Origin of the sequence: Spirillospora sp. NPDC049652 (assembly GCF_040675125.1) — a bacterium.
Classification (GTDB): Bacteria; Actinomycetota; Actinomycetes; order Streptosporangiales; family Streptosporangiaceae; genus Spirillospora.
The window spans coordinates 1-10,918 of sequence record NZ_JBFAOF010000162.1; the positions used below are offsets into that span (position 1 = coordinate 1).

Here is a 10,918-nt window from a genome sequence, read left to right on the forward strand (position 1 = left end):
GCTTGACGTCGTGGTTCGACAGCACCCACGTCGCGGGCGCGGCGCCCGCGGCGCGCAGCGTGCCGTCGATGACCTCGCGCAGCCTCGCCGCGTCCCACGGCGTGCCGAGGTAGTGGAAGTTGAACGCCTGGTGCAGCTCGTCCGGGCGGGTGTACCTCGCGAGCCGCTCGGTGTCGGGGGCCCACGCCTCGGCGACGCCGATCCGCTCGCCCGGGTAGGAGTCGAGCAGCTTGCGCCACGCGCGGTGGATCTCGTGGACGCCGTCCTGGTCGAAGTAGGGCAGGACGGCGGTGCCGAGCATCTCGGACTGGCCGGTGTGGCCGACGTCGGGGAGCCCGGCGGCCTTGACCATGCCGTGCGCGACGTCGATCCGGAAGCCGTCCACGCCGAGGTCGAGCCAGAACCGCAGGATGTCCTCGAACTCGGCGCGGACGCCGGGGTTCTCCCAGTTCAGGTCGGGCTGCTCGGGCGCGAACAGGTGCAGGTACCACTGCCCGTCCGGCAGCCGGGTCCACGCCGGGCCGCCGAAGACCGACTCCCAGTCGTTCGGCGGCTCCGCGCCGTCCGGGCCGCGGCCATCGCGGATCATGTACCGGTCGCGCTCGGGCGAGCCGGGCGCGGCGGCGACGGCGGCCCGGAACCACGGGTGCCGGTCGGAGCTGTGGTTCGGCACGACGTCGACGATGACGCGCAGGCCGTGTCCGTGGGCGTCGGCGATGAGGTCGCGGGCGTCGTCCAGGGTGCCGAACAGCGGGTCCACGTCGCGGTAGTCGGCCACGTCGTAGCCGAAGTCGGCCATCGGCGAGACGTAGAACGGGGTGACCCACAGCGCGTCCACGCCCAGGCCGGCCAGGTACGGCAGCCGGGAGCGGATGCCCGCGAGGTCGCCGATGCCGTCGCCGTTCGCGTCCGCGAAGCTGCGCACGTACACCTGGTAGATCACCGCGTCCCGCCACCAGGCGGTGGGAGGCGTGTCGGTCATGGCATCCTTTCGGTCGCGTGGCGCCGGGCCACGGGGTGCCGGGCCACGGGGCGCCGGGCCACGGGGCGCCGGGTCATGGAGCGGTGGGTCACTTGACGCCGCCGGCCGTGAGGCCCGCGACGATCCGGCGCTGGAAGACGAGCACGACGATGATGAGCGGGACGGTCACGATCACGCCCGCCGCCATCTGCGTGCCGAACGGCTGGTCGAAGCCGGACACGCCGGTGAACTTGGAGATCGCGACCGTCGCGGTCTGCATCTCCTTGCGGTTGACCATCGACAGCGCGATGAGGAACTCGTTCCACGCCGCGATGAAGGTCAGGATCGCGGTGGTGAACACGCCGGGCGCGGCGAGCGGCACGATGATCTTACGGAACGCCTGGCCGCGGGTGCAGCCGTCCACCATCGCGGCCTGCTCCAGCTCGAACGGCAGCTGCCGGAAGAACGCGGTGAGCAGCCACACCGACAGCGGCAGCGCGAAGCCGAGGCTCGGCACGATCATCGCCTGGTAGGTGTTGATCCAGTGGATGTCGGTGAACAGCTTCAGCAGCGGGACGAGCTGGGAGACGCCCGGGAACATCGTCGTCCCGATGACCAGGCCCAGCACGGCGTTCTTGAACCGGAAGTCCAGCCGGGCCAGCGCGTAGGCCGTGAACACGCCGACGACCAGCGTGAACACCGTGGTGATCCCGGCGACGACGATGCTGTTCAGCAGCGCCCGGCCGAAGTCGTTGTGCCCGCCGAACACCGCGCGGAAGTTCTCGGTCGAGACCGGCGACGGCACCGGCGAGTTGTCGAACTGGTCCTGGGGGCGCCGCAGCGCCGAGGCGACCATCCAGTAGAACGGCGCCAGGCAGTAGACCGCGACGGCGGCCAGGCCGAGGTAGGACAGGGCGCGCTTCACCGCTTCGCCGCCTTTCGCGTCCGCCGGGCCTCGCCGATGATGTCGGCGCCGAGGAGCTTGACGAACAGGTAGGCGATGAGCGCGATGTAGGCGAACAGGATCGTCGCGTACGCCGCGGCCGAGCCGTACCGCAGGTTCGTCGCCTCGAACCAGGCGAGCATGGTCAGGGTCTCCACCGACTTCTGGTTGACGCCGACGAGGACGGCCGGCAGGTCGAACATGCGCAGCACGTCCAGCATCCGGAACAGCACCGCGACCAGCAGCGCGGGCTTGATCAGCGGCAGCGTCACGAAGACGAACCGCTGCCACACGCTCGCGCCGTCCACCTTGGCGGCCTCGTGCACCTCGCGCGGGATCATCTGGAGCCCGGCGAGCACGAGCAGGCCGATGAACGGGGACGTCTTCCACACCTCGGCGATGATCACCGCGAGCTTGGCGGGGAAGCCGTCGGCCGTCCACAGCACCTGGTGGCCGAGGACGGCGTTGGCCGCGCCGTCCGCCTGGAAGATCCACCGCCACAGCAGGCCGGAGATCGCGGTGGGGATCGCCCACGGGACCAGGATGCTGGCCCGCACGAGCGCCCGGCCGCGGAACGCCTGCTGCATGATCAGCGCCATCCCGACGCCGATCAGGGTCTCCAGGGTGACCGTGGTGACGGTGAAGAACGTCGTGTTGGCGAAGGCGTTCCAGAACGCGTCGGCGCGGTCGCCCTCGAAGACGGACGTGTAGTTGTCCAGGCCCACGAACCTGTTGCCCTGGACGACGAACCCGTCGGCGTCCAGCCCGCTGCCGCGCGCGTACAGCGACTCGCGCAGCCCGGCGAGCACCGGGTAGCCGACGACCAGCGCCAGGACCAGCAGGGTCGGGGAGAGCAGGAGCGCGGCCATCCGGCGCTCCCCGCGCCGCGCGCCGCCGGGGCGGCGCGGGCGCGAGGAGCGGACGGCGGCGCGCCGGGAGACACCGCTCACTTCAGAACTCACTTCAGCACTCACCTTCGGAGCTCGCGGCACGGCTTCGCGGAGCGGTTCACTGCCCCGCGGTCAGCGTGGTCAGCTTGCCCTGGAGGTCGGTGAGCGCCTGGTCGACGGGCTTGCCGCCGTTGACGGCGTCGTACACCGAACCCTGGATCGCGGCCGTGACGTCGCCGTACTTGACCACGACGGGCCGCGGCTTGGCGGTGGAGATGGCCTGCTTCAGCACCGGCAGGTACGGGAACTTCTTGGTCAGCTCCGGGTCGTCGTACAGGGACGCGACCGTCGGGGCCTGCGAGGTGGCCATGAGGTTGGCGCGCTGCGCCTGCTCGCCGGTCAGGTACTTGATGAAGTCGAGCGCGGTGGCCTTGTTCTTGGCGAACGCGGAGACCGCCAGGTTGTGGCCGCCGAGGTTGGCGACGCCCGGGCCGTTCTGGCCGGGCAGCGGCGCCACGGCGAACTTGCCCGCCACCTTGGACGAGCCGTCGGTCGCGTTCGCCATGGCGTACTGGTACGGCCACTGCCGCTGGAACAGCAGCTTCCCGCCCTGGAAGTAGCGGCGTCCGCCCTCGGTGTCGAGGGTGACGGCCTCCTTCGGCATGCGGTCCTTGCGGGCGCCCGCGAGGAACTCGACGCCCGCCTTGGCCTGCGGCGTGTTCACGGTCGGCTTGCCGGACGCGTCCAAGATGGAGCCGCCCTGCGCCTCGATCGCCTCGACCGCGCTGATCGTCAGGCTCTCGGTCTTGTTGACCTCGGTGAAGTAGCAGTCGACGCCCTTGCCCTCGGGCAGCGCCTTGACCTTGTCGCAGTCGGCCCACATCTCGGCGTAGGTCTTCGGCGGGGCGCTGATCCCGGCCTTGTCGAGCAGGTCCTTGCGGTAGTACAGCATCCCGGCGTCGGAGGTGGACGGCACGGCGTAGAGCTTGTCGCGGTACTGCCCGGTCGTGACCGTCGCGGGCAGCATCTTCGACAGGTCGACCTGGTCCTTGGGCAGCGGCGTCAGCCAGCGGTTCGCGGCGAACTCGGCGGTCCAGACGACGTCCAGGTTGAGGACGCCGTACGCGTCGGACTTGGTCTGCGCGTTCTGGATCATCTGCTGGCGCTGGTCGTTCGGCTCGTCCGGCAGCTCGACGACGCGGACCTGCTCCTTGGGGTGCGCGGAGTTCCAGCCGTCGATCTGCTTCTGCAGGTTGCCCGACCGGTCCTTGCCGGTGACGAACGTGACCGGGCCGCGGCCGTCGAGCGCCGCGGACGGCGCGGAGTCCTTCTTGTCGTCGCCTCCGCCGCAGGCCGTCAGCGCCGCGAGCGCCAGACAGGTCAGCGCTCCGGCCGTGATGGTACGCCGCATGGGGGTCCTCCTCTGTGAAACGGGTTTGACGTGGTGTGCAGCCCGTTTCACCTGTTCCTCGTGGGGGTGGTGCGGCGACGGTAGCAATCGGCCGCAAGGAACGTAAAGTCCTTGCAGAAAGTTTCTGCAAGCCGACAAACGGGTCGACGCCACCCGGCCGGCTGCGGGACGCTCCTGGAATGACCGGACAGCAAGGGGCCCCGGGGGAGCGGCGGGCGGAGACCTCCGCGTCCGCGCCCCGCACGGCGGAACACCGCCTGGTGACCGACCACACCGTCCTGTCGGTGGTCGTCGGTTCCCGGGCCTACGGCCTGGACACCGCCGCCAGCGACACCGACCGGCGCGGCGTCTTCGTCGCGCCGACCGAGCTGTACTGGCACTTCGACAAGCCGCCGACCCACGTGACCGGCCCGGAGGACGAGCAGTTCTCCTGGGAGTTCGAGCGCTTCTGCGAGCTGGCGCTGGCCGCGAACCCGACCGTCCTCGAATGCCTGTGGTCGCCCCTCGTCGAGCACGTCACCCCGGTCGGCGCGGAGCTCCTGGACGCCCGTGCCGCGTTCGTGTCCAAGCGCGCCCACCGGTCGTTCGTCGGCTACGCCGACAGCCAGTTCCGCAAGATGGAGAACCACGAGGCGCGCAACCCCAAGCACGTCATGCACATGCTGCGGCTCCTGATCAGCGGCCTCCACCTGCTCGAACACGGCGAGCCGCTGGTCCGGATGGACGAGCACCGCGACCGGCTGATGGCCGTCCGGGCGGGGGAGACGCCTTTGGACGAGGTCGCGGCCTGGCGCGCGTCCCTGACCGCCCGCATGGAGGACGCCCTCGCCCGCACGTCCCTGCCGGACGAGCCCGACCGCGCCCGCGTCGACGCCCTCCTCCACTCCGTCCGCCGCCGAAGCCTGACCGGAAGCTGACCTTCTCCCTCTCTCCTAGATCTCTGACGCTCCTCGATTGCCCAGATCAGGGCGGACATCCAAGCCGCCCTGACGGAGGACATGGACTACGAACCGAGCGGCTTCTCGGGCGGCCAGTTCCTGGGCGGAGTCCCTCTTGTGCGCCGCATGATCACTGACAGCCTTGATCATGAGCCAGTCGCGACGAGCGCTTGCGGCAGCCTCATAAACGGCTGCACACTCCATCTCACCGCCTAGAGCATCCGGATGCTCTTTGATCAAGCGGTCACGGTAGAGCACTGAATCCACGACTGCGTTCAGGGAGATCATCGGGCCTCGAAATACCCGTTTACCCGTCCACCCATGAGTGGCGGCCGTCGCCCGGCTGAGCAGCAGGGGCGAAGGATCAGGCCGAGAACCGCGGCCTAGTTCCACGGTCTCGGAGGCGACGTTGGGGCTGTCAGTAATCCTCTTGTGATCCTGGAGTCTGACCTGAGTAGCGACCAATATGGAGCCGATCTCCTGCTCTTTGAGGCCGAAGCATATTCCTGTGAGCAGGACGAAGTCTGGGTCCAGCTCGTCGATTAACGTTCGCGTAATGTCGCTTGCGCTCGAGAGACCGCGGCTTCCTTGTACTGGGAACTGGGCGAGCGTCACGACGGTGTTTCGAAGCTTGCCCAGCGGAAAGACAGTCGACTGTTTCAGGTGCTGTGGCTCAATCTCTTGTGAGTTGTTGGCCTCCTGTGCGGCAGTCAGAACCGCTTCACGTTCTGTGTCTGTTGTTACAAGAATAAGAACTCGCGTGGGCGACGTGATGCGGTCGAGCGCGTCGAGAAAGTTTTTGCGGGCCATGTTCCAACTCTTTCTCTTGTCGGTGATCATCCGAATGGATACCGGTATAGCCATTAGCCACATAAGGCTCAAGCCCAGGCCGGCCATAAAGGCGCGATTGGTGGCTGGTGTTATTCCATTGGGATCGTGCAAAAATGCGCGTTCGAATGCCCAGCGAAGGGCTAAATGAAATGAGGCGGGGCGGCCGGTGCAACTGGAATGGGCGCAGGCGTCTCGCTCTGCTCCTCCTACCTGCCATGCTAGGTACACGGTCATGAACAGGCAGCTGGCGAGATACGTCAACACCGCGCCGCCGCCGAGCAAGTCGCCGCCCTCTTGTGCTTTCAGGGGTGCATCGGCGCCGAGGGCTGCGAACCGTGGCCGGGACCCGTTGGAGAGGCGGACTTCATGAGTGATCGCCTGGACCTTCTTCCGCGTGTTCTCATCGGTCACTCTGTCCAATTGGAAGACGATTGGTTCGTTAGTCTTTGCGCTGCCTATATGAATAGCCTGTGGATCGCAGTATTTGCGACCAAGTTCTGTCAGTATTTTGCGACGATGCGAGGAGATTTTCTCTGCGAGCTCCTGCGCACGGTCGGGGGCTCGCTGATGGAATAGGGTTACGATCCACAATTCGCCGGGAAGACTTTCTTTTTCAAGCTTTAGGCGCGCGTCACTGAGGATGGTCTGCATTAATTCCGCGACTTCGAGTAGGAGGTTGCCGATCATGGATATTGCCACGTACGAAACTGCGGCGAGGACCGCTATTAGCCCTGGCGTGGAGCTGTTGAAGAAAGTTGAAAGAGGTATCGCCCCGGCATAGAGCGCCCTGGCGGGCGTGATCATGACAAGTATTGGCCAGTAGGTGTCGAGGAAGCGCAATGGGTGCTTAGGCATTAACTTTCTTGTTAACATTGGAGGCTGCAGCAAAGCAAGACCTCCGCTGCTGTCGCGGATGAGGGTTCCCTCTCTGTCTGCGCGTAGGAGGATGAGTGAGAGCGGTGCCCGGCTTCGTGAAATGAACGGCGCGTGTCGGGGGCGTAAGCGGAGAAGAACTCCCCGGCCCTCGGGTGATTTCTTGATCTCCTTGGCTGCGGTTCGCGCAGCGCGCCAGGTAAATGCATTTTGTGTAGTAAGCATCCAATTTCCCGGAGAGGTGACGACCGCTTCCGTGTGGCGAGAATAACGTCGCTGACGCGCGCGCAACGGGGAAGCTCCCGATTCGTTGCCTGATGTGCTGACGATCGCGGCCGGGAACCCTTGCCGCGGACGGGCTGCGGGCGGCCGGATCGGACGAGGTGCGCAATCGACCGGTGGCCGGCTGCCGGTGGTGTGTGAGCCATGCAAAGTCGGTGGGTTCCCGTAGCGTGGGGCGCGTCCGTCACGCGCGTCCCGGAAGGCTTCGCATGGCCCTGCCCGACCGTCCGCTCCTGCCCGGCCAGACCCGCGCGATCCCGCGCACGGTCAGCGCGGTCGCCGCCGCGCTCGCGCCGGACAAGCGCGAGCGGTTCCTGGCGGAGGCGGGCGCGGCCGAGGCCCGGGAGGACGGCCGCGCGCTCGATGCCGTCCTGGAGCACTGGTGGATGGACGCCATGCTCGACCGCGTCCCCGGCCGCGAGCGCCGCGTCACCGACGCCCTCGCCGGCCGCGGCCTGGTCTCGCTGGAGGAGCTCGCCGCCCGCAGGTCGCGGTGACCGACCCCGAACGCGGCTGGACCGTCTTCTGCCAGGAGGAGGCCGCCGCCGACCTGCACGCCATGCCGCGGCCGCTCTTCGAGGACGTCCTGCGCTACTTCGTCCGGTTCGCCGCCGAGGCGGGCGACGCCGTGGACCTCGGCGCGGCCCCGCCCGGCTCGCCGCTGGACGGCACCGGCCTGCGCTTCGAACTCTGCGTCCCCGGCCACCAGGTGATCGTCGAGTACCTGGTCGTCCACGACATCCGCGAGTTCCGCGTCACCGCCGTCCTCTGGCTCGGCTGACCCCGGGCCGCCGCCGGGAGGCGATCCGGTCGTTCGCCGGACGGGGATGGGCGGTTGGGGCAGAATGTCGGCCGTCGAGGTGATCACGGGCGCGAGGAGGACGGCGATGCGCACGGTGTTTCCGCTGGTGGTGGCCGCTGTGGCGGTGGGCGCGGCCGCCTGCTCCTCGGGCGGGAGCGGTGGCGCGCGGCTCAGTTCGGCGGACGCTGCGGGCGCCTCCGGCACGTCGGGCGCGGCGGCGGTGAGCCCGTTCTATGTCGATCCGGGGACCCAGGCGGCCGCCTGGGTGAAGGCCCATCCGAGGGACGCGCGGGCGGCGAGGATCAGGGCGTCGATCGTCGCGCGGCCCGGGGCGAAATGGTTCGGGAACTGGAGCGGCGACATCACCCGCGCGGTCTCCGGATATGTCGGCGCGGCGAAGGCGAAGGGCAAGACGCCCGTTCTCGTCGCCTACAACATCACCGGCCGGGACTGCGGCGGGGCGTCGGGCGGCGGGGCCGGTTCCTCGGCCGCCTACCGGACCTGGATCTCCCGGTTCGCCGCCGCGATCGGGAACCGTCCGGCCATCGTGGTGATCGAGCCGGACGCGGTCGCGCAGCTCGACTGCCTCAAGGGCGACGCGGCGAAGAACCGCATCGCGCTGCTGAATTACGCGACGCGGCAGTTCAAAAGCAAAGCCCCGAAGTCACGTGCATATCTGGACGGTGGAAACGCCCACTGGGTGGCGCCCGCGACCATGGCGAGCCGGTTGAACGCGGCCGGGGTGAAGAACGTCCGCGGCTTCTCCGTGAACGTTTCCAACTTCTTCACGACGGCCGAGTCATCGGCTTATGCGAAGAAGGTCAACGCGGCTCTTTCGAGCAAATACCGCTACACGCGCGGATTCGTCATCGACACCAGCCGCAACGGGCACGGCGGCAAGCCGGGCGTCTGGTGCAACCCGGCGGGCGCGAAGCTCGGAACCGCCCCGCAGGCGGGCGGGTCCGGCTCGGACTACCTGCTGTGGGTCAAGATCCCCGGCGAGTCGGACGGCCCGTGCGGCGTCGGGCCGAACGTCAAGGCCGGGACGTTCAGTCCCGACCTCGCGATGCGGCTGATCAACGGCCGGTAGCCGGCTCGCGCCTGGAGGGCGGTGCCGCGGACGTCAGCGGGACGCGGCGAGGGCCTTGACGGTCTCGACGACCACGGCCCGGCGGCGCGCGAGGGCGGCCTCGTCATCCGGCTCGTCCAGGACCATGCGGCGCATCTGCGGGACGGCGAAGTTCCAGGCGACCAGCCCGAGGATGGTGAACAGCCAGTCCTGCGCGGCGCGGACGCGGGCCGCGTCGTCGTCGGCCCGCGCGCCCACGCCCGCGGCGACCAGGTCGCGGGAGTAACCCCGGTAGACCTCGGTGCGCTCGTCCTCGCCCCAGGTCTTCGGCTGGCAGGACTCCAGCGCCTCCCACATCAGCAGCCGGACGAGCTCCGGATGCTCCTGGTACCAGTCGAAGAGCTGGCCCACGGTCTCGCCGACCGCCTCCGGGTCGAGCGTGCCCGCGTGGCAGACCTCCTCCATCTTGGCCTGGAGGACCGCCCCGAACAGCGCCTCCTTGTTGCCGAAGTAGAGGTAGATCGCCTGCTTGTTGGCCTTGGCGGCGGAGGCGATCCGTTCGACCCGGGCCCCGGCGAGGCCGCGCGCGGCGAACTCGCAGGCGGCCGCCTCGAAGATCCTCGCTCGGGTGGCGTCCGCGTCGTAGCTCATGGCTGAAATTAAACCATCCGGTTGACAAGCCGCTCCGGACGCCCCCATGATCTAAACCAACCGTCTGGTTTATTTTGATCGGAGAACCGCCATGTCCGCTGCTTCCACCGCCCCCGCCCCGGTCCGCTCGCCGCTGCCCGCCGGCCTGGCCGGATCGACCGTCCTGGTGATCGGCGGCTCGTCCGGCATCGGGCTCGGCGCCGCCCGGCTGCTGCACGGCCTGGACGTCCGGGTCGTCCTGTCCGGGCGCGACAAGGCCCGCCTGGACGCCGCCGTCGAGTCCGTCGCCGCCGGGGAGGGGGACGCCGAGGTGCTCGGGGCGGTCGCCGACGCCGCCGACGAGGACGCCGTCCGCGCCGCCTTCGACCTCGCCGGCCAGGTGGACCACGTCCTGCTCACCGCCGGCGGCTACACGGGCGCCGGACCGCTGGCCGAGCTCACGCGGGAGACCGCCCACGAGGCCTACGACCAGCGCGTCTGGGCCGCCCTGGTCGCCGCGCGCATCGCCGCCGAGCGGATGCCCGCCGGAGGCTCGCTCACCTTCACCTCCGGGAACCTCGTCGTCCGCCCGACGCCCGGCATCGTCGGGGCCATGGCCCCCGGCGGCGGGGTCGAGACGCTGACCCGCGTGCTCGCCGTCGAGCTCGCGCCGCAGCGGCTCCGGGTCAACACCGTCCGGTACGGCGCGTTCGACACCCCGCTGCTGCGCGGCGTCGGCGGGCTGCCCACGGACGAGGCCGTCCGGGAGGCCGGCGCGGCCCTGCCGCTCGGCCGCTTCGGCACCGCCGAGGAGGCGGGCGCGGCCTCGGTGTTCCTCATGGCCAACACCTACATGACCGGCCAGGTCGTCACCGTGGACGGAGGCCAGATCCTCGCCTGACGCGGCCCCGTCCCCGATCGTTTACAAGCAGTCGTCACGGGAATGCAAAGAGTGATGAATGCCCGCAGCGGAAGGGGACGAGCATGCTGACGCCGTCCGAGGTCGCCCGGAAGACCTTCACCACCGTGCGGCTGCGGGAGGGGTACGACCTGGTCGAGGTGAACACCTTCCTCGCCGACGTCGAGTCCGCCCTGACCGCGCTGCACCGGGAGATCGAGGGGCTGCGGGCCCGGCCGCCCGAGTCGCCCGAGGCCGCGGCCCGCGTCATGGGCCTCGCCCAGGAGACCGTGGACCGGCTGCTCGACGCCGCCCGGCGGGAGGCCGCCGAGATCGTCGAGCGGGCCCGCGAGCGCGCGGGCGCGGTGGAGGAGGAGGCCCGGGCGGCGG

Annotated in this window: 12 protein-coding genes; 6 read left to right on the forward strand and 6 right to left on the reverse strand. The window is 69.2% G+C overall.

Features of this window, described 5'->3' with window-relative positions; translation table 11 throughout:
• From AB0J52_RS13805 to AB0J52_RS13820, 4 genes are all read right to left on the reverse strand, one after another.
• Positions 1-982: alpha-amylase family glycosyl hydrolase (locus AB0J52_RS13805; protein WP_500181930.1), on the reverse strand; the 982-nt coding region annotated here is incomplete at its 3' end.
• 88 nt (positions 983-1,070) lie between these two features.
• Entirely contained in the window at positions 1,071-1,886 is an 816-nt protein-coding gene (locus AB0J52_RS13810; RefSeq protein WP_500181931.1) for a carbohydrate ABC transporter permease, read from the reverse strand.
• Positions 1,883-2,866 carry a carbohydrate ABC transporter permease gene (locus AB0J52_RS13815; protein ID WP_500181932.1) on the reverse strand — a complete coding sequence of 328 codons (984 nt, stop codon included), beginning with the start codon at positions 2,864-2,866 and terminating at the stop codon, positions 1,883-1,885. Before AB0J52_RS13815 ends, AB0J52_RS13810 begins: the two co-directional genes overlap by 4 nt.
• Before the next feature lie 46 nt (positions 2,867-2,912).
• Entirely contained in the window at positions 2,913-4,205 is a 1,293-nt protein-coding gene (locus AB0J52_RS13820; RefSeq protein WP_500181933.1) for an ABC transporter substrate-binding protein, read from the reverse strand.
• Positions 4,206-4,384: 179 nt separating this feature from the next.
• On the opposite strand from AB0J52_RS13820, the gene AB0J52_RS13825 reads away from it, so the two are divergent.
• Positions 4,385-5,122 (forward strand): nucleotidyltransferase domain-containing protein, encoded by a 738-nt coding sequence (locus AB0J52_RS13825; protein ID WP_500181934.1) that lies wholly within the window; start codon positions 4,385-4,387, stop codon positions 5,120-5,122.
• Positions 5,123-5,137: 15 nt separating this feature from the next.
• Here AB0J52_RS13825 and AB0J52_RS13830 read toward each other — a convergent pair whose 3' ends face one another.
• Positions 5,138-6,778, reverse strand: a complete 1,641-nt coding sequence (locus tag AB0J52_RS13830; RefSeq protein WP_500181935.1) for a 5'-methylthioadenosine/S-adenosylhomocysteine nucleosidase family protein — start codon at positions 6,776-6,778, stop codon at positions 5,138-5,140.
• Between the two features lie 560 nt (positions 6,779-7,338).
• Here AB0J52_RS13830 and AB0J52_RS13835 point away from each other — a divergent pair.
• From AB0J52_RS13835 to AB0J52_RS13845, 3 genes are all read left to right on the forward strand, one after another.
• Positions 7,339-7,626 carry a hypothetical protein gene (locus AB0J52_RS13835; RefSeq protein ID WP_500181936.1) on the forward strand — a complete coding sequence of 96 codons (288 nt, stop codon included), beginning with the start codon at positions 7,339-7,341 and terminating at the stop codon, positions 7,624-7,626.
• A complete protein-coding gene (locus tag AB0J52_RS13840; RefSeq protein WP_500181937.1) occupies positions 7,623-7,910 on the forward strand; it encodes a hypothetical protein in 288 nt (95 codons plus the stop codon). Before AB0J52_RS13835 ends, AB0J52_RS13840 begins: the two co-directional genes overlap by 4 nt.
• Before the next feature lie 106 nt (positions 7,911-8,016).
• Positions 8,017-9,021 (forward strand): glycoside hydrolase family 6 protein, encoded by a 1,005-nt coding sequence (locus AB0J52_RS13845; protein ID WP_500181938.1) that lies wholly within the window; start codon positions 8,017-8,019, stop codon positions 9,019-9,021.
• A gap of 33 nt (positions 9,022-9,054) precedes the next feature.
• Here AB0J52_RS13845 and AB0J52_RS13850 read toward each other — a convergent pair whose 3' ends face one another.
• Entirely contained in the window at positions 9,055-9,651 is a 597-nt protein-coding gene (locus tag AB0J52_RS13850) for a TetR/AcrR family transcriptional regulator (protein ID WP_500181939.1), read from the reverse strand.
• Between the two features lie 91 nt (positions 9,652-9,742).
• Here AB0J52_RS13850 and AB0J52_RS13855 point away from each other — a divergent pair, with 91 nt between their 5' ends.
• Together AB0J52_RS13855 and AB0J52_RS13860 are read left to right on the forward strand one after the other, a co-directional pair.
• Complete coding sequence (locus tag AB0J52_RS13855; RefSeq protein ID WP_500181940.1) at positions 9,743-10,531, forward strand: SDR family oxidoreductase; 789 nt, start codon at positions 9,743-9,745, stop codon at positions 10,529-10,531.
• Between the two features lie 83 nt (positions 10,532-10,614).
• Positions 10,615-10,918, forward strand: a 304-nt coding sequence (locus AB0J52_RS13860) for a DivIVA domain-containing protein (protein WP_500181941.1), incomplete at its 3' end; no start/stop codon positions are given.